Annotated in this window: 20 protein-coding genes; 9 read left to right on the plus strand and 11 right to left on the minus strand. The window is 30.1% G+C overall.

Going from position 1 to position 18,367, the window contains the following annotated elements; all coding sequences use genetic code 11:
- Both rsmH and mraZ read right to left on the minus strand, forming a co-directional pair.
- On the minus strand, nt 1-906 hold the full coding sequence (gene rsmH, locus E4J94_RS01195) for a 16S rRNA (cytosine(1402)-N(4))-methyltransferase RsmH (protein ID WP_135834072.1): 906 nt from the start codon (nt 904-906) through the stop codon (nt 1-3).
- On the minus strand, nt 899-1,360 hold the full coding sequence (gene mraZ / locus E4J94_RS01200) for a division/cell wall cluster transcriptional repressor MraZ (RefSeq protein ID WP_135834073.1): 462 nt from the start codon (nt 1,358-1,360) through the stop codon (nt 899-901). The genes rsmH and mraZ overlap by 8 nt, the downstream gene beginning before the upstream one ends.
- Nucleotides 1,361-1,627: 267 nt before the next feature.
- On the opposite strand from mraZ, the gene E4J94_RS01205 reads away from it, so the two are divergent.
- Both E4J94_RS01205 and yihA read left to right on the plus strand, forming a co-directional pair.
- A complete protein-coding gene (locus E4J94_RS01205) occupies nt 1,628-2,410 on the plus strand; it encodes an alpha/beta fold hydrolase (protein WP_135834074.1) in 783 nt (260 codons plus the stop codon).
- A 2-nt stretch (nt 2,411-2,412) separates the two neighbouring features.
- A complete protein-coding gene (gene yihA, locus E4J94_RS01210; protein ID WP_135834075.1) occupies nt 2,413-3,045 on the plus strand; it encodes a ribosome biogenesis GTP-binding protein YihA/YsxC in 633 nt (210 codons plus the stop codon).
- Nucleotides 3,046-3,080: 35 nt separating this feature from the next.
- Here the strand turns inward: yihA and E4J94_RS01215 are convergent, their stop codons facing one another.
- The 3 genes from E4J94_RS01215 to E4J94_RS01225 form a co-directional block, all read right to left on the minus strand.
- Nucleotides 3,081-3,404: a hypothetical protein gene (locus tag E4J94_RS01215; protein WP_135834076.1), complete on the minus strand. Its 324-nt coding sequence runs from the start codon at nt 3,402-3,404 to the stop codon at nt 3,081-3,083.
- Between the two features lie 42 nt (nt 3,405-3,446).
- Nucleotides 3,447-3,869, minus strand: coding sequence for a type II 3-dehydroquinate dehydratase (locus E4J94_RS01220; RefSeq protein WP_135834077.1), 423 nt, complete (start codon nt 3,867-3,869; stop codon nt 3,447-3,449).
- 219 nt (nt 3,870-4,088) lie between these two features.
- On the minus strand, nt 4,089-5,369 hold the full coding sequence (locus E4J94_RS01225) for a replication-associated recombination protein A (protein ID WP_135834228.1): 1,281 nt from the start codon (nt 5,367-5,369) through the stop codon (nt 4,089-4,091).
- A gap of 113 nt (nt 5,370-5,482) precedes the next feature.
- On the opposite strand from E4J94_RS01225, the gene E4J94_RS01230 reads away from it, so the two are divergent.
- The 5 genes from E4J94_RS01230 (at nt 5,483) to mscL (ending at nt 8,090) form a co-directional block, all read left to right on the plus strand.
- Complete coding sequence (locus E4J94_RS01230) at nt 5,483-5,887, plus strand: hypothetical protein (protein ID WP_135834078.1); 405 nt, start codon at nt 5,483-5,485, stop codon at nt 5,885-5,887.
- Between the two features lie 57 nt (nt 5,888-5,944).
- Nucleotides 5,945-6,451 (plus strand): thioredoxin family protein, encoded by a 507-nt coding sequence (locus E4J94_RS01235; protein ID WP_135834079.1) that lies wholly within the window; start codon nt 5,945-5,947, stop codon nt 6,449-6,451.
- Nucleotides 6,452-6,541: 90 nt separating this feature from the next.
- Nucleotides 6,542-6,775 carry a membrane protein insertion efficiency factor YidD gene (gene yidD, locus E4J94_RS01240; protein WP_135834080.1) on the plus strand — a complete coding sequence of 78 codons (234 nt, stop codon included), beginning with the start codon at nt 6,542-6,544 and terminating at the stop codon, nt 6,773-6,775.
- Nucleotides 6,775-7,662: a prolipoprotein diacylglyceryl transferase gene (gene lgt, locus E4J94_RS01245; RefSeq protein ID WP_135834081.1), complete on the plus strand. Its 888-nt coding sequence runs from the start codon at nt 6,775-6,777 to the stop codon at nt 7,660-7,662. The genes yidD and lgt overlap by 1 nt, the downstream gene beginning before the upstream one ends.
- A 44-nt stretch (nt 7,663-7,706) precedes the next feature.
- Nucleotides 7,707-8,090, plus strand: coding sequence for a large conductance mechanosensitive channel protein MscL (gene mscL / locus E4J94_RS01250; protein ID WP_135834082.1), 384 nt, complete (start codon nt 7,707-7,709; stop codon nt 8,088-8,090).
- A gap of 70 nt (nt 8,091-8,160) precedes the next feature.
- Here mscL and E4J94_RS01255 read toward each other — a convergent pair whose 3' ends face one another.
- Nucleotides 8,161-10,683: a TonB-dependent receptor domain-containing protein gene (locus E4J94_RS01255; RefSeq protein WP_135834083.1), complete on the minus strand. Its 2,523-nt coding sequence runs from the start codon at nt 10,681-10,683 to the stop codon at nt 8,161-8,163.
- 239 nt (nt 10,684-10,922) lie between these two features.
- Here E4J94_RS01255 and E4J94_RS01260 point away from each other — a divergent pair, with 239 nt between their 5' ends.
- Complete coding sequence (locus tag E4J94_RS01260; RefSeq protein WP_135834084.1) at nt 10,923-11,249, plus strand: hypothetical protein; 327 nt, start codon at nt 10,923-10,925, stop codon at nt 11,247-11,249.
- Nucleotides 11,250-12,002: 753 nt separating this feature from the next.
- Here E4J94_RS01260 and E4J94_RS01265 read toward each other — a convergent pair.
- Nucleotides 12,003-13,100: a hypothetical protein gene (locus tag E4J94_RS01265; protein ID WP_168801809.1), complete on the minus strand. Its 1,098-nt coding sequence runs from the start codon at nt 13,098-13,100 to the stop codon at nt 12,003-12,005.
- Between the two features lie 2 nt (nt 13,101-13,102).
- On the minus strand, nt 13,103-13,882 hold the full coding sequence (locus tag E4J94_RS01270) for an RNA polymerase sigma factor (RefSeq protein WP_135834086.1): 780 nt from the start codon (nt 13,880-13,882) through the stop codon (nt 13,103-13,105).
- Between the two features lie 2,125 nt (nt 13,883-16,007).
- Between E4J94_RS01270 and E4J94_RS01275 the strand changes: the two genes are divergently transcribed.
- The gene (locus tag E4J94_RS01275) at nt 16,008-16,286 is read left to right on the plus strand and encodes a helix-turn-helix domain-containing protein (protein WP_135834087.1); all 279 of its coding nucleotides are present in this window, start codon (nt 16,008-16,010) and stop codon (nt 16,284-16,286) included.
- A gap of 449 nt (nt 16,287-16,735) precedes the next feature.
- Here the strand turns inward: E4J94_RS01275 and E4J94_RS01280 are convergent, their stop codons facing one another.
- The 3 genes from E4J94_RS01280 to E4J94_RS17780 are packed head-to-tail and all read right to left on the minus strand — an operon-like array spanning nt 16,736 to nt 18,356.
- The gene (locus tag E4J94_RS01280) at nt 16,736-17,293 is read right to left on the minus strand and encodes a hypothetical protein (RefSeq protein ID WP_135834088.1); all 558 of its coding nucleotides are present in this window, start codon (nt 17,291-17,293) and stop codon (nt 16,736-16,738) included.
- 5 nt (nt 17,294-17,298) lie between these two features.
- Nucleotides 17,299-18,057, minus strand: a complete 759-nt coding sequence (locus E4J94_RS17685; protein ID WP_317129205.1) for a polymorphic toxin type 44 domain-containing protein — start codon at nt 18,055-18,057, stop codon at nt 17,299-17,301.
- Nucleotides 17,964-18,356 (minus strand): hypothetical protein, encoded by a 393-nt coding sequence (locus tag E4J94_RS17780; RefSeq protein ID WP_246034225.1) that lies wholly within the window; start codon nt 18,354-18,356, stop codon nt 17,964-17,966. Before E4J94_RS17780 ends, E4J94_RS17685 begins: the two co-directional genes overlap by 94 nt.
- Between the last annotated feature and the right edge of the window lie 11 nt (nt 18,357-18,367).

Consider the following 18,367-nt stretch of genomic DNA (forward strand, 5'->3'; position numbering starts at 1 on the left):
TTAATCCTCATTACGAACCGCAATACGCATTTTCGCACTACGCGCTCTTGGATTTTCATTAATTTCTTCTTGCGTTGGCACAATCACCTTTGATTGTAAAGGTTTGAAAGGCGCCGACCAGTTCCCAAAAACATCACGTTCAGGTTCTCCTTCAAACATTCCGTTTTTCATGTAGCGTTTTGTCAAGCGATCTTCTAACGAATGATACGAAATAATCACCAAGCGTCCACCTGGTTTTATTACTTCTCCACATTGCGTCAACATTTCTTTCAATGCAGCCATTTCATCATTTGCTTCAATACGTAATGCCTGAAACATTTGAGCGAAAAATTTATTTTCTTTCATTTTTGGAATGAATGAAAAAATCTGCTTCAACTCATCAATTGTATTGATTTGTTTATCTGCTCTTGCTTTCACAACTTCTCTCGCTAAACGATACGAACCTTGCAATTCTCCAAAATCATAAAAAACACGAGCAAGATCTTCTTCTTCGTATTCATTAATAATTGTTTTTGCAGATAATTTTGCATTCTGATTCATTCGCATATCTAACTCTCCATCGAAGCGAGTTGAAAAACCACGTTCTGGCGTATCAAACTGATGAGAAGAAACTCCCAAATCACCCAAAACACCATCAACTTGTTTTATCCCACGAAATCTTAAATTATTTTTCAAGAATCTAAAATTTTGCTCAACTAACTCAAATCGATTATCATCAATTTTATTGCGAACAGCATCTGCATCTTGATCAAATGAAAATAATTTTCCATTTTGATCCAAACGACTTAATATTTCACGCGAGTGACCTCCGCCACCAAACGTACAATCGACATATATACCCGATTCGCTAATAATTAACGCATCAACACTATCTTTTAATAATACTGGATTATGATATTCACTCATCTTCTCCTAAATTTCCCATTACATCTTCTGCCAAAGAAGCAAAGTCTAGATCATCTACATTAATCGACTCTTCGTATTTGTCTTTATCCCAAATTTCGATCATGTTTACAGATGAATTAAGAACAACTTCCTTATTAATTTCTGCAAATTTCACTAAATCTTTTGAAATCTGTAACCTTCCATTTGCATCAACTTCGACAACTTTTAATCCAGCTGTAAAAATTCTAATAAAATCATTGTTTTTCTTCACAAATCGATTCAATTTATTTAAATCATTCATTACTTTTTCCCATTCTTTCATTGGATGCAGCTCTAAACAATTTTGAAACACAGATCTTTTCAACACAAAGCCATCTTCCAAACAATCAACAAGTTGTTTCTTCAAACCTGCTGGTATTGGGAGTCTACCCTTTGTATCTACCTTACACTCATATGTTCCAATTAATGAATTCATGATAGAATTTTTCCAAAAATAAAAAAATATTACCACAAATTACCATTTTTTACCACTTTTATGAAAATAGTTATCAACAAATTGAAATTTAGTATCAAATAGTTATGATTTTTATAACGCAAATACCTTGTTTATTCTAACCTTTTTGATATTTATATAGACCTTGTTTTAATTGATTGATAACATTGTATTTTAAAGTTTTTTGGATAAAGCACTAATTAAAAAATATAATTAATTAAATTTGTCGACTTAATAATATTAGAGTAGATGTTTTTTAGCTTAAAAAAGAAAGATAAGTTCTCTTACATAGAAGAGGGAGAAGGACAACCAATTGTTTTACTTCACGGTTTAATGGGTGAACTTAGTAATTTCAGCTCACTTACAAATTATTATGCGCAAAGAGGCTATAAAGTTTTCGCACCGGAATTACCTTTATATTCTTTATCTGTTATCAATACAAACATTAAAAATATTGCAAAACACGTTGCAAATTTTATTGAAGAAGTCGTTAAAGAGCCTGCTATTTTAGTTGGAAATTCTCTAGGAGGACATATTGGTTTAATGGTTTGCCATAGACATCCAGAATACGTAAAAGCTCTTTGCTTAACAGGAAGTTCTGGTTTATATGAGAAATCTTTTGGAGAAACTTATCCTAAACGCGGAAATTATGAATATGTAGAACGTAAAACTCGTGAAGTTTTTTACGATCCAACAATTGCTACAAAAGAGATTGTTGATGATGTTTTTAATACTGTGAATGACAGAAACAAAGCTATCAAAACTTTATACATTGCCAGAGATGCTATTAAATCTAACATGAAAGATGATTTAAAAGACATCAAAATGCCAGTCTGTTTAATCTGGGGAAAGCAAGATAATGTTACACCTCCAGAAGTTGCAATAGAGTTCAATGAAGAACTTCCTGATGCTTCTCTTTACTGGATTGATGAATGTGGGCACGCTCCTATGATGGAACACCCAGAGTTATTCAATGAAATTTTATACAAATGGCTAATCGAAAAACAATTAGATTCAGTCACTAAAGCATAATTATGATTAAAAAAGCTGAATTCGTAAAAAGTTCACAAAAATATACTGACTGTCCAGATCCTTTCAAACCAGAATATGCTTTTATTGGCCGTTCGAATGTTGGAAAATCATCGTTAATCAATATGTTAGCAGAAAAAAAAGCTTTAGCTAAAACTTCTGCAACTCCAGGTAAAACACAATTAATCAACACATTCGAAATGGATGATACTTGGTACTTAGCAGATTTACCAGGTTATGGTTTTGCAAAAGCCCCAAAAGGAGTTCGTGGAGGATTTAATAAAATGATCTATGATTACATTGAATTCAGAAAAAACTTAGTGAATGTTTTTTTATTGATTGATTCTCGACACACACCTCAAAAAATAGATTTACAGTTTATGGAATGGTTAGGAAATAAACAAATTCCATTTGCTATTGTGTTTACAAAATTAGACAAACTAACAAGTACTCAAATGCAAAAAAACTTGAATCATTACAAAAACGAGTTATTAAAAACTTGGGAAGAATTACCAAAAATATTTACAAGTTCAGCTTCGAGTAAAATTGGTAAATTAGAAATCTTAGGCTACATTGATAGTTTGAATGAACATCTTGTAGACGAATTCAAGAAAGAACAATACAAAAAAGAATATTAAAAAAGTCGGAACTTCGTTCCGACTTTTTTAACTTATTACTCTCCTAGTTCAGCAGATTTTGTTTTCAAATCATTGATACAAGGTTCTATTAATTTCATTAATCGTTCTTGTAATTCAGGTGTCGGATTATTCATCTGCATCATTTCTGTATACGTAAATTCATCCATCATTTTATCTGTCGAACAGTCACAATATTTTGTAATTAATTCTTTTTTAGCCACAGATATTCCTGGTGTTATTGCCGCTTGTTCACAAGCTGTCATTGCCTGAGCTTTTTGCTCTGCATTGTTTTTATCAGCTTTCGAATTACAACTAACAATGGTTAATCCAAAGATTAATCCTAAAAGAGCTTTTTTCATAGGTTATAAATTTTTAATATTAGTTAAGATACTTATTATTAATTATTTTACAAAATCATTAATTGCTTCTATATAACCTGGCAAACCTTTTCCTGAAATAATTTTCTCACAGCTTTCTCCTGTTACACTATTCTTTCTAAAGTCTTCTCGTGCATAAATATCAGAAATATGAACTTCTATCACCTTCGTTGTTATCGCTTTTATCGCATCTGAAATTGCATATGAATAATGAGTATACGCTCCTGCATTCAAGATAATTCCATCATATTTAAAACCTATTTCGTGCAATTTATCAATAATATCTCCTTCGTGATTTGATTGATAATAATGCAATGAAACTTCTGGAAATTCTTTTTTTAGTTCATGTTCAAAAAAATCTTCAAATGTTTGTGTTCCATAAATCTCTGGTTCTCGCACTCCAAGTAAATTTAAATTAGGTCCATTTATAATTTGTATTTGTCTCATTTACTTTATTTTATAAAGTTTTTATTATTTTTCTAATTAAAAAAGTTTAATTTTTTCTTTTATTTTAATCTTTTTTTACATTTCATTAACCTTTTGGCATAAATATTGTAAATAATCAATTACCAACCTTATATCATAGATTAACCAATCTAAACCAAAAAATTCAACCAAACCTTAAAATCTCAGTTAATCAAGATTAACTGAGATTTTTGTTTTCTTTCAATATCCATATTTACCTTTCCATTTCTGATTAAGTAATTGTTTATCCACTTGCTCACGTTTATTATTTCCTGGTTCATAAAAAGTCGTTCCAGAAATTTCATCAGGTAGAAACTCTTGTTCAGCAAAATTCCCTGGAAAATCATGCGAATATTTATACTCTTTTCCATAATCCAATTCTTTCATCAATTTAGTTGGAGCATTTCGCAAATGCAATGGCACAGACAAATCACCCGTTTGTTTTACAATTTGTTGTGCTTTGCCAATCGCTAAATAAGTTGCATTACTTTTTGGAGAATTTGCTAAATAAACCGCACATTGACTCAATAATATTCGAGATTCAGGATAACCAATAACAGAAACAGCTTGAAATGTGTTATTTGCTAAAATCATCGCTGTTGGATTTGCATTTCCTACATCTTCAGAAGCTGAAATTAACATTCGGCGTGCAATAAATTTCAAATCTTCGCCGCCTTCTATCATTCTCGCCAACCAATAAACTGCTCCATTTGGATCTGAACCACGAATCGATTTAATAAAAGCTGAAATAATATCATAATGTTGCTCACCTGTTTTATCATAACGTGCTAAATTTTGCTGAATACGTTCATGAACAACTTCATCGTTGATGATGATTTTATCCGTTGGAGAAAAACTATTAATTACCAACTCCAAACCATTCAATAATTTTCTTGCGTCACCACCCGAATATCTTAATAATGCATTTGTTTCAATCAATTCGATATTCAATTGAGATAAAACCGCATCTATTTTTATAGCTCGATTAAGTAAATCAACTAAATCTTCTTTTTCAAGATGTTTTAACACATAAACTTGTGCACGCGAAAGCAAAGCTGGAACAACCTCGAAACTTGGATTTTCAGTTGTTGCACCAATCAAAGTTACTAAACCTGTTTCTACCGCTCCCAACAAACTGTCTTGTTGAGATTTGTTGAAACGATGAATCTCATCTATAAATAAAATTGGATTTTTTGTTCCCGAAAACAAATTTTGATTCTTTGCTTTTTCAATTACTTCTCGCACTTCTTTTACACCCGAATTTATTGCACTTAATGTGTAAAACGGACGATCTGTTAATTCAGAAATTAATTGAGCTAGCGTTGTTTTTCCAGTTCCTGGAGGTCCCCAAAAAATCATCGAAGCAATCATATCATGCTGCAACATCATTTTTATTGGTCCATTTTCGCCCACCAAATGCTTTTGATTAATATATTCTTCAAGCGTTTTTGGACGCATTCTTTCAGCTAAAGGCGCATTCATAAAATCTTGTTTAGATTTCAAAGTTAGGGAATGTTTTGTCAAAATGAATGATTTTTTCAGCGACATATTTTGGCATTTAGATTTATTTTCTTTGTGTTAGAATAAAAATTAAAATGATGAAGAAAGCGTTAGAATGTGCTTTAATTTTAACAAGAAAGCACCAACTTTTGGGTGATAAAATTGCTTTATCAACAGATTATTTGAAAAAGATTGAACTAAAAGATAAACAAACAGAAATCAATAAACAGATGATTGATTTTTTGATTGAATTACAAGAATTTGTAGAATTTATCAAGGTAAATCAAGAACTTAAATTAATGTATATAGAATTGGTTAATTATTACTTTAATCAAATTCATCATCAAATTAATTTTTATGAAATTGAATTGGATCGTTTAGAATTTGAATCTAAATTCTCAATAAATATGATTAATCAATTTAATCAAAACAAAAAAAATGGAGAAATAAATTCAGTTCAAGAAAAATTAAATTCTTGTTACAATATCATTAATTCATAGAAAAACGTTTTCGGCATAATTTTTTATTGTAAATTCGATTTAATATTTAGAATTGAAATGAAAAAATTAACAATGTTTTTTAGCTTAATGATTTTGTCATTAAGTTTTGCATTTGGTCAACAAACTGATAAACCAAAAATTTATAGTGAAGAAGCTAATCCGAAAGTAGATATTGCAAATGCAGTACAAAAAGCATCGGCTGAAAAGAAACACGTTTTATTACAAATTGGAGGAAATTGGTGCGCTTGGTGTATTATGTTTGATAAAATGACGAAAGAAAACCAAGAGGTAAAAGATTATATCGCTAATAATTATGAAGTTGTTCATGTTAATTATTCGCCGAAAAATAAAAATGAAGAAACGTTAGCTGCATTGAAACATCCAGAACGTTTTGGATTTCCTGTTTTTGTAATTTTAGACGATAAAGGAAATTTGATACACACACAAAACTCAGCTTATTTGGAGAGTAAAGAAGTGAAAGGTCACGATCCGAAAGTTGTATTAGAATTTTTACAAAACTGGTCATACAAAGCGTTAGATCCAGCTAGTTATATTAAAAAATAAATATCATATAAAATATTAAGAATCAATCTTCAAAAACAAAACTTTTTAGATTGATTCTTTTTTATTTCTCTTATTGATTAACTTTGCGAGGTGAACAATTTTTTAGTAAAACCGTTTATTTTATTGGTAAGATTTTATCAATTAGCTATCTCTCCTTGGATAGGAAGTAATTGTAGATATCAACCAACTTGCTCTTCATACATGATAGAAGCACTAAAAGAACATGGTTTGCTAAAAGGTTTATGGCTCGGAACAAAAAGAATTGGTCGCTGTCACCCTTGGGGAGGACATGGATATGACCCTGTACCTAAAAAGAAAAATTAATGATTAACTTAATTTCGTTTATCGATTGGGATCCAAAACCTTATTTATTTGAAATAGCAGGATTCAAAGTACATATTTACAGTTTATGTTGGATAGTTGCCTTTGTTGTAGGTTGGTATTTGATGTCTAATATTTTCAAGAAAGAAAATCAGAAAAAAGAATTACTAGATCCTTTATTTCTATATACTTTTATTGGAGCTATAGTTGGAGCTAGGCTTGGAGAATATTTATTTTACGATCCTTCTGCTTTTATAGAACGACCTATCGAAGTATTCTTACCAGTGCAACATGCTCCAGGGCAAAGTGCTTTCTTTGGTTTATTACAAGATTACGAATTTGTAGGATTTAGTGGATTAGCTAGTCACGGAGCTGCATTAGGTGTTATTTTAACATCCTATTTGTTTAGTAGAAAATACTTACATCGCAATGTTTTATGGTTATTAGACAGAATAGCTGTTGTTGTTCCATTTGGTGGAGCTGCTGTTCGAATTGGTAATTTTTATAATTCTGAAATTGTAGGAAAAGCATCTGACTTACCTTGGGCTGTAAAATTTTATCAACAAAGTTTAGGATACGGAGAAATAATACCTCGTCATCCAGCTCAAATTTACGAAGCTATTGGATATATTATCTTAGGTTTTATCATGATTTTTATGTACAATAAAACTGATAAAAGAAAATATTTAGGTGCTTTGTTAGGTGTATTCTTATTTTTATTATTTTTAATACGATTTGTTGTTGAATTCTATAAAGAAAATCAAGGAGAAGAAGCCGTAGCTGAAACTTTTAACATAGGATTAAATAATGGTCAAGTTTTGAGTATTCCTTTTATGATAATTGGATTGTATTTATTTTTTTCATCTAAAAATAGATTAGAAACTAATTAACCGAATTAATATTAATTATAAACTTTGAAATATATTTTAAACTTATGGGATTTTTTAAAGAATTTAAAGAGTTTGCTGTTAAAGGAAACGTTGTAGACTTAGCTGTCGGTGTTGTTATCGGTGGTGCTTTTGGGAAAATTGTAACTTCTTTAGTAGAAGACATTATTACACCTGCTCTCTTAAATCCAGCATTAAAAGCTATTAACGCTGAAAATTTAGCTGCATTGGTCATTCCAGGTACAGCTATTAAATATGGTAGTTTCTTAGCTGCTGCTATTTCATTTATTGTTGTCGCTTTTGCTTTATTCGTAATGATAAAAGGAATCAATAAATTGAAAAAAGAAGCTCCTGCTGAAGAACCAGCTCCAGCTGGTCCAACTCAAGAAGAATTATTAGCAGAAATTCGTGACTTGTTAAAAAACAAATAATTATTATACTCAATTTATAAAATAAAAAAGGTCCGCAATAGCGAACCTTTTTTATTTTATATTCTAAATACTAAGAAGCGACTTGCATTTGCATTTCTTCTCCTCCCATTTCTTCTCCTCCTTCAGGACGTTTACGTTGTTCTTTTTCATTTGTTTTCTTAAAACGATAAGTAAATGATAAGTTTAACGAACGCTTCATCCAACGCATACTTTCATAATTTATATAATCAGTTCCATATTGTGTCATTTCACGTTTTCTTGAATTGAAAACATCACGAATATTTAGCGTTAACGTTGCTTGCTTTTTAAATAAATCTTTTGATAAAGAAAAATCCATTGACAAGTTATCTTCAATTTTTTGTTGAGCCGTTTTTATACTTCCCATATAATTTCCAGCTAACTGAATTTTGAAATCTGCTGGTAATGTAAAGTTAGAAGACAAACGTCCGCGAGAGCTAAATCCATCTCCCGAAAAATCTTGCGTATCCACTTTAGTTCCTTCAACTCCTGTTATAGGATCTTTTACCACATTTATTTCTTCGTAATAACCTGTTCTTTTGTAACCAAATAAATTCACATTAAACATTAAACTCCACCATCTAGCTGGTTTGTAAGTCGCTGTTAAATCTAATCCATAACGATCTTCATCTCCTACGTTTACTGGTTTTGTAATAAACACATCATCTCCACTATCATTATAATTTTTACGTTGAAATTGATTAATCATATCAGTTGTTCTTTGGTAAAATAAACTTGGAGTTACCATTAACTTACCTACTGATGTGATATAAGACAACTCGAATGAGTTTGTATATGTTGGATTAAGATCTGGATTACCTTTTCTTACATTTCTGTCATCTGTCGCAGAAAAGAAAGGCATTAACATGAATCCCATTGGTCGACGAATACGACGAGAATAACTTAATTGCATTTCATTTTTATCCGTAAACTTATAGTTCAATGTTAATGTTGGGAATAAATCTGTATACTTTTTAGAGATATTTTCTCCATTAGTGTAGTTCTTAATTTTCATATCAGAATTTTCCAAGCGTAAACCTGCAAAATACTGAAACTTTTCTCCAATTGCATTTCCGTATTGTGCATAAGCCGCTAATACATTTTGTTGATTATCTACATTTGCAAAAAATCTACTATCAGCTTCGTAATCCCCATTAGCTTGTAAAAAATACGTTCTGTTATCTGTTTTTGTATCACTAAAATCAGCACGAGCACCCAATTCAAATTTTCCTTTTTCTCCAATTGGACGAACATAGTCTGCCGTTAAAACAACATTTTTCTGATCTTCTAAATTATCAGTAATACGATTTGTAATTTTATCTTTATAAATTCCAGTTATTTTATCAAGTTCTTTTGTCAATCCATCAACAAGACCATCTTCGTCTTCTTTTTGAGATGAAAAACGCCCTGTAAAAACAAATTCATGACCTTTCTTATCAAACTCGTGTTTATAATTAAAATCTAAATCAAAGTTATTTTCGATTTCTTTTTCATCTTGTCTATTATATTCATGTTTCAAGAAAGTCATCGAATTATCAAAGTAATTATAATCAACCAAAGCATTATTGTTTCCATTATTATAACGGTAACCAGCTGATAAACCTAATGTATTTTTATCATCTAAATAATATTCTCCACCTAAACGAATGTTATAGTTTCTACGAATTCTATTATTCTCACGATCTGTTGCTCTATATTGTTTTATACTATTTGTTCCTTCATTAAAACTTGTCATAAAAGCAGAACCTTCACCTTCGCGATCTACATATCTCGTTCCTAAAGTTGTATAAATATTATATTTTTTTGTTTTATAATTTAGATTAACATTTCCTCCAACCATTGTTGGAATTCCTCCATTCAATGTTACAGAACCATTAAAACCTGTATTAGAACCTTTTTTCAATACAATATTAATAATCCCCGCAGAACCTGAAGCTTCGTAACGCGCCGAAGGATTTGTTACTAATTCTATACGTTCAACATTTTCTGCTGGTATATTTTTTAAAGCTTCTGCAACATCAGAAACACCTAACATTCCTGATGGCTTTCCATCAATCAAAAATTTAACATTATCATTTCCTCTTAAAGAAACATTACCTTCTGCATCTACTTGTACAGACGGTACATTTGCCAAAGCATCTGACAATGATTGTCCTTGCGACATAGGATCATTTGCCATGTCGTATACCTTTTTATCTAATTCTACTTTATAAATTGGTTTTTCTGCTGTTACAACAGCAGCATCTAAGGAAACAGTTTCTGTACCTTTTACTATAAAAGTTCCAAGATCTAGAGTACCATTCAATTCTATCTCTTTTTCTATCGCATCATATCCCATTGGCTCTATTACCAAAATATAACGACCTTCTTTTGCCTCAATTACAAAATTTCCTTTAGCATCCGTTGCGCCTTCCGCGACAACTCCCTCTTCTGTACTTTCTAAGGATACAGTAGTATATTCTACTGGTTTATTGTCTTTTGACAAAACTTTTCCTCTTATTTCTAAAAGATCTTGTGCATTCAATCCTGCACAAACACAAATAAAAATGAGAGCAAATAAATTTCTTAACCTCATGTGTTCAATTTTTCTTTTCGTAGTTCTAAATTTTACAAAATATTAGACAACCTTTTTCTAAAAAGGTTTAATTCTAAATAAAAATATTTAAAAAATTTGTCGTGTATTCCTCTTTTTCGTTACAGTCTATAACAATTTATTGTATTATCTAATTGTAAAATTTAACATATCCCACTTTAAACCTTTTTGTTTTTTTTGAGTCTTATGTTCAGAATAAATAATTAAAAAAGTTGATAATTATGAAAACAGCATTTTATAAATACTTAGGATTGGGGTTAATTGCTTTCACTTTAACAACTGCATCAGCACAAGACAAACATGATGTATCTAGAGAGCAAAAATTACAACAATTAAAAAAAGATTTAAACTTGACTGATGACCAAGTATTAAAAATAAAACAAATAGAAGATAGTTATAATGACGAAAAACTTGAATTGAAAAAGAAAATGAAAGAAGTTCGTCAAAAAGAATTTAACGAAATCAATGCTGTTTTTACACCAGAACAAAAAGCAACATTGAAAGAATTGCACGCCAAAAAACATAAAAATAGAAAAGGAGCTAATTAATAGCTCCTTTTCTATTTTTATAATTATTGTAACTTAATACGCTTATGCTTTTGTATAAAGCAACTATATTAAGTTAGAAAAATAATTACATACATTCTACTGCCGCTATGTTGCCTTTATCCTGCCTTTATGTTGGGAGTAGCTAGCAAGTTGATCCGTCCTAAAATAACTATACATGCTTTTAAATAAATCCTGTTATAGTTATACATCAATTGATCTTAATCCTAAATTTACTATACAAGGGAGTTTTGATAATTAAAACTTCTATTATAATTTTTCCATTAACCCTTTTTGCCAATGCATTTTCATAATTAAACACTTGTCATAGAGGCTATACTTGTTCTCCCGAACTACATAATCAACTTGTTTTGTTTTTTTCATACACGTGTAATTTGTGTATAGCTAATTCAGTAAAAATCAAAAGAAATATGAGCCGTTGTATACGATTTTTCATTTTTTATTCATTTCCTGTTTATTTTAATTATCGGTATTCATATACCTTACAAGGAAGAGCGCAAAAAAAAGAAACAATAAACGTTCTACATTATTGTATAAAAACAACTAGGTTATCATCACAAAACCTTATACATACATTCTACTGCCACTATGTTGCCTTTATCCTGCCTTTATGTTGGGAGTATCCTGCTACTATCTATACATGGAATAAAAATGTTGTATACGTTGTTTACATTTAGTGAGTGTTTGTCATCAACCTCACCTTATGGATGTACAATCACCCTCAAAAATTATAATTTATGCTATAATAAGCTCAATTCCTGCTTTATCAGCTTTGTATTTTATTTTGGTCATTAATTCATAATAACTCCAATTCCTCAATACAAATTCTTCTTCTTTCGCTAGCTCCATCTTTTCTTCTTGATCCAATAAAATAAGCGTTCCTGCTTTATTATTGATGCAAAAATCAATTAGCTTTCGACTGTAAACATGTAATCGATTATGTACGTAATTACGTTCTAATTGACTCATTTTTTCTAGCGCTTTTAGTTTTCTAGTTCTTCCTTTACCTGATTTCGCATAAGCTACTCCTACTTGCGTTCGTTTACGAGACGCTTGTATCGCTAATCTTCTATACAAAAACTCTTCTTTGGTTCCGATGGTAAGCCGAGATTTACCTACTTTTGCAACCAATGGATATTCTAATGATAAGGAAGCTTCTGCAATAATTTCGGGTTGTAATTGATTTTTTTCTTTTTCAATTTCAACAACAGCTAACCAAAATATTTTACCTTTTTCGATTTTTATTTGTGACGTACAAAGTTTAATTTCGCCGTTTATCACTTGTTCCAATAACCTTTTGTTACCTATAAAATCTTTTCCTAAATATGTTTTGAATGGAAGTTGAAACAACCGAAAACAAAAACTTTTTTTTTCAGGATGATAAGATAATCTACTTATTCCAACTAGTCCAAAAGGAAATGCTATGTCTCGTTTGAAGTTTTTTAACGAAGCTTCTCCTTTCAAATATCCTTGATAATCTTTGTTAAATGAGCTATAAAGTCTGTTATTTAAACAAATTAATATATTAGTTGGAATTTCACCTTTAAAACGATTTGATAACATACGATAAATAGAATTTATTCGTGAACATTCTAACATACCATCTTCATCTTTGTTTTCGTCTACTAATTTATATTTGATTTCTTCAGAGAAATAAAAAAAATCTTTAACCATTTCTTGTACATACAAATGGCTAACAATCAAATTAGCAGCTCTAAAACATATATTCCGCCATTTATAAAGTGTACTCAAAACTTCCTTTCGTTCTTCTTGAGTTGGTAAATCAACGATTAATCGTATTTTTCGAGTGAGTATTAAAGTAGATTTTTCCATCATCAATAGTTTAGGGATTGAGCTTTATTTTGTTGAGTGAATTTATAAGCGACTATAAATTCATTGTGTACTTCTTTCTGAGAAAGTTCTAATGTCTTAGCAATGGTTGTAAACGATTGTTTTTCCTCACATCGAAGTTTTAAAATCAGCGATTGTCTCTCGTTTATTTGATCTTTTTTTTCTGTAAAAGAAACTGTTTTGCTTCTAGTCAACTTATCTTGGTGATTTAAAATCTTCTTAAGATCCTCAATAGCATGTTTAATTTCGTTACTTGTTTCAGTTATTCCTCTTCCTATTGCATGAGCAATCGCTTTATACTGAAATCCATGTTTTAAACAGAGTTCAATCAAATGCTTTCTTTCAACACTTAATAGAGGTAATACTTTTATAATTTCATCAAAATAGTGCTGTTGTCTATCATGGTCGATTAGGTTTTGAATGTTATCTGCAGGGTCATATCCAGCCAAATAATTTTGATAATTCTCATAACTTTCTAGCGAACTCACGCTCCTAAAAAACTTATTCTTCGGTTTACGATAATGCGAATAGCAACTGTGTTTCATTACCAATCTCAAAAAGAAAAAGATATGATCAGGAGATTCAATTTTCTCACGATATTCCCATAATTTCAGAAACACATCTTGTACCAAACATTCTACTACAAATTCATCATCAACTATTTGTTTACCAATCCAAAAAAGTAACCTTTTATGTCTTACATAAATTTGATCCAAAGCTATGGGATCACCTTTTTTTAATAATTCATATTCTTTTTCTAGCATAATAAGGGTGGTTTATTTATGTTTTACGTGATGCGTATTACGTTCTACGTTTTAACATCGTTTTTAAAATTCAACATTAGTTTTAAAAGTCACTCCTTTCTCAGTACATCGCGCCAACTTTGTTTTGGGGAAAGGGAGTTTTATTTTCACGGTTTACGTTCTACGCTAACGCTTTTCGTTTTTTCTTATTAATAATCAAATTCACTTTTAACAACGGATTTTGTCATTCTGGGCTTGTATCAGAATCTCTTCTTTTCATTTTTGTCTTGACACAAAACGAAACAAAAAAGTCAAGGCCGTAAACCTCTCTACTAAAAATGCTCTCATTTCACTAAAGATTTTACAAACCCTACGGGCTAAAACCTTTTTAACGCTCCATTCATCCTTTTTCAATATTCAAATTCGTTGTAATTCATAGTTCGTCACAGAACCTCGTCCTTAATCTCAACCTCAAATACATAAGACATCTTACAATTCTAAAATCTCGATTCTCATATCTAACATCTAATTTGTACTTTTTACTTAATACATACTACATCTTAACAATCCCTTCCGATACACGAACCTCGAACAAACCATACGGAACGCATATACAATGGATACAGAATGGATACAGCGCGGATACACAACCGATACAGAAAAGTGTCACTTTCGATATACACCGATACAGGATTTTAACTCTTTTTAACACTTAATTTATCTAAACACAATAGAAACATAGGTTTTTATCTTTTTTTATTTTAGAGATTCCATAGTTCAGTAAACTGAAACATAGCAATCTCCTTACTCTGTTATAAAGATTTATCTTCTCTATTGCTCTTTATTTTCAACATCCAGTTCTATGTACCTATGTGGTGAAATATTAATTAGTCAATTCTTTATCATTCTGAGCACAGACCTAAACCCACAAATTCCCCTTGGACAGTTTTAAAAATTATAATTAATAAATGAAATAAAATTTAACACTAATACATTCTATGAAGATCATTTACTCTCTTTATAGTTGTCTTCGGGGAATAAAATGTGAGTCTTTATTGCTTAATAATTTTGTTCACTATTTCTCCTTCCTATTCGTATATCCACCAATGAGGTTCGAATTTCTTTTACCATGTCAGTCATGGTTTTTATTTGTACATATAAAGGTATAGCACAAAATAGTCCCAGTAGCGAAACATAAGATTGCCTACTGAATTTGAAGTAAAATTTTCTCATAATTTTACATAGTTTTTAAATTCAACATTAGTTTTAAAAGCCACTCCTTTTCCAGTACATCGCGCCAACTTTGTTTTTGAGAAAGGGGTTTTATTTTTTTTACGGTTTACGGTCTACGCTTAACGTTTTATGTATTTTTATTCTTATTAATAATCAAATTTATTTTTAATAACATTTGAGATTAAGAGGAGGAGTCACGATGTGACTCAGGTATTCCTTTTCTTTAATAATGTCACTTTTTACTTGACTAAAAAGTAACCAAAAAGTCAAGGCCGTAAACCTCTCTACTAAAAATGTTCTCACTCCACTAAAGATTTTAAAAACCCTACGGGCTAAAACCTTTTTAACGCTCCATTCATCCATTTTCTTAACGTGAGAGTTTTAATGCCATTTTCTTCATCCTTTAAATCGTTGTTATTCATAGTTCGTCACAGAACCTCGTCCTTAATCTCAACCTCAAATACATAAGATAACTTACAATTCTAAAATCTCAATACTAATAGCTAACATCTACTATTAGAATCGAATAACCATCTGTGCATTTCTATTATAAGAAACACATATTTTTAGAGAGAGTATTTTACTTGATTTGTAGAGGAATTAAACCAAATATATTGTATGAAGTCCAATGCTATTGTTATGGAAGAAACGACCAAAAACAAAAAAGGCGTGGAACTCATCTTAAAGCATCAGAGGTACTGCCATACCATAACCACAATAAGAGAGCCCACGCCTAGGTCGTGAGCAAATTTACTTATTTTCTTGTGGTTTCAAAAAATTGGCAGTTTTCTAATGCAAGAAAAAAGTATTTCTACTTTAATTTTTTATCTATCTGATAACAAATATAATAAAAAAATCAATACAACACATATATGTGTTGAAATAATTTAAAATACTTTCCAAATTTTACTTAATGGCTAAAAATAACATTGAGTATTTAAAAATACAAGTTGGTAGAATTATCTTATTAAATAGATTACAAGCGAGGTTATCTCAATTTGAACTAGGTCTTAAAATAGATTTATCTGCAAATCAAGTAGGTAGAATAGAAAGAGCTGAGAGTAATCCTACACTTGAAACTCTTGTAAAAATTTGTAATTATTTTGATATTGATATCAATAATTTATTTGTTAAACTAAACAAATTAGAAGAACAATCTATAATAGCTGAAATAAAATCTTTAAAGAAATAAATTAACCAACATTAATAAAAGCACTAAGATGTTTCTTTAAACTTTTATTAATTTAATTTCACCAATGGTCTAATATTTTTTATAATTTTTGTTGTAAAGGATTATTAATAACTTTTTACACAACAAGGTATACCTCTTATTTTGTCGTCTATATTTTATAATAACAAAATAGCCTATTTCTTCGGGGTTTGTTCGAGTGTCCTTCGACAATGGTTCGAGAAAAAGGTTGTTTTGTCAAACAACAGTCGAACAACGGTCGAAGGATTATCGAAGAAGATAGGTTAAAACACAGCTTTATTTAGGTGTAATATTTTTTACGTTAAATGATATAATTTGAGAGAATTTTATAAAATAATAAAAGGCAAACCTGAGTTTGCCTTTTACTTTATTGTGAATTTATTTACTTGTAATTAATGTATTGTAATATAACAACACCTCTGATACATTACTTATTTACTATAATACCAATGTTGGTCTATTTTTTTACTATTAGATATCTTTTCTTTCCAATATTCATTTTTAATTTTCGAAATATCATCAATGTAAGCAATGTATTCTTCATCTTTAATGAAAAATATTATAGAATTACCAATTTCAGAACTGCTATAAATTTTATATATATCTAATTTTTGAAATTCATTGATAATTTTTGAAATATCATTTAAAGTAGAGTTATAATCTTGATTTTTCTTTTTATTAATAGAAAGATTGTATTTAGAAATATCAAATGTTCTTTTTGCTTTTATTTTTAAACAGATAGTATCCCCTATATTACAATTGTAATATTCGAAATTAGGTAAATGATATTTGTTTCCGTCAAATTCTTTTACGAAAGAAGAAACTCTTTTATTCCCCTCTAATACATTTGATGTTTTAATATATACACCTTCAAATGTTTTAAAATCAGACTTTTGTAATTGATTAAGTATTTTATTATTATGATTGATTTCTTTACAATTAAAAAATGAAAGTAAACTAACTAATAATATTATGATTGATTTTTTCATAATTATTAATTTTTAATCCATTTTGTTGGATCCCCAGCTGATTGTTTTATTTTAGGAGGTTGATTAGGATAATAACTTCCATTTCTTATAGCTCGTTGATCTTCTGGAGAATCAAATATTCCAGTTGATATACCAGGATTATCACTTCTTCCATTTAGAGCATTATTTAAATGGGCTGCACCGGAAAGGTTTAAAGGACTAAATCCAAGTCTTTTCCCAGCTTGACCCCATAAAAAATTACCATAATCATAATCATTATAGGCTGTTCCGTTTACCAAATGTAAACCTACAGGGCTAATATTCATACCTCCATTTTTAAAATCTAATTGACCATTACTTGTTCCTGATAGAGCTGACTCATCACCTATGGGTCTACTTTCTCTTTCTATAAAAGTAAGAGAGCTTTCTTTTTCACTTCCAATCAAACCAATTTTCATTTCTAAATCAATGTCTTCTTTAGTAATAAAAACAACTTCTGTTATAATACCTTCTTCAATTGCTTTGGTATCATTTACAGGGTCATTAAAGTTATATTTACCTTCTACTTTTCTTGTTTTTGAGTTTTCAACAACAAGTTTGTCAGGTTGATTATTTCTATCTATCCGAACAAAATTTCCTTTTTCATTAAAGATATAATCATCAGGTGGAGTAGCCATCATCCCATCAGGATCTATGAAGAATACAGGATTGTTAAGAGCATAGGTATAAGGAGAAAAGCGTCTTGATTTTTCAGCCAGCGGGTCAATGTTAAACCAACGTCCAATTGCAGGGTCGTAGTTACGAGCGCCGTAGTCGTATAAATTAATGTTAAATTCCTCTTGTAGTTCAGCACTTCGTGCGGTATATTCGCTAAAAGTTCACTCAAAACTTTTAGCTCTATAATCATTGTTTTGTACTTATAATTTGCAGAACCTGAACTTGTCCCTAAACCAATACCTATTTCTACTTCTCCTTCTCCAATTCCTCCTATAATATCTTTAGGTGGCTTGTTGTATCCTTTATGTTGTAAGCCAAATGGGTAATAATGATCTTCGTTTACGGTTTTTAATCTAGTTGACATCATCCCACGCATAA

Source organism: Empedobacter tilapiae (genome assembly GCF_004785645.1).
Taxonomy (GTDB): Bacteria; Bacteroidota; Bacteroidia; order Flavobacteriales; family Weeksellaceae; genus Empedobacter; species Empedobacter tilapiae.